The organism is Thiocystis violacea, assembly GCF_016583565.1.
Lineage (GTDB): Bacteria > Pseudomonadota > Gammaproteobacteria > Chromatiales > Chromatiaceae > Thiorhodococcus > Thiorhodococcus violaceus_A.
On the sequence record NZ_NRRF01000281.1, the window covers coordinates 1 to 509 of the forward strand.

Annotated in this window: 1 pseudogene; it reads left to right on the forward strand. The window is 69.0% G+C overall.

Annotated elements, in window-relative coordinates:
• A pseudogene (locus tag CKO23_RS25205) lies at positions 1-509 on the forward strand (hypothetical protein); the annotation flags it as partial.

Consider the following 509-nt stretch of genomic DNA (forward strand, 5'->3'; position numbering starts at 1 on the left):
CTGACCAAATTGCAGGGCAAGCGCCTGCCGCGCGCCCATGTGGGCGTGCCCACCGGCATCCTGACGCCCCTGCAAAAGCGCGAGGCGATGGCCCGGCGCACCTGCGCGGCGCTCGGCTACAACGAATGCGTGACCTATTCCTTCATCGACGCGGACAGCGCCGAGGGGCCGGCCCAGGACGACGCAGCGCACAGCGACGACGCGGATGCGGCCCCCGCACTGGACGAGGCGCCCGCCGTTTCGGCCGATGAACCGATGGCAGAAGAGGTGGCACCGGAAACCGCTGACACGCCTGAAGTGCCGGTGTCGGAGACCCCCGACACACCGCCCGCGCAGGCGGATATGCCCGAAACTGCCCCCGAGACCGGCGAAGACGCTGAAATCGAAGAGGCGGCGCACCCCGAGGACACCGCAGAGGACGAACCCGAAGCACCGCAAGAGGAAACGCCGACCGAAACCGCAGAGGCCGCGCAAGCTGAGGCTGAGGACACTCCCGAGCCCACGAGACT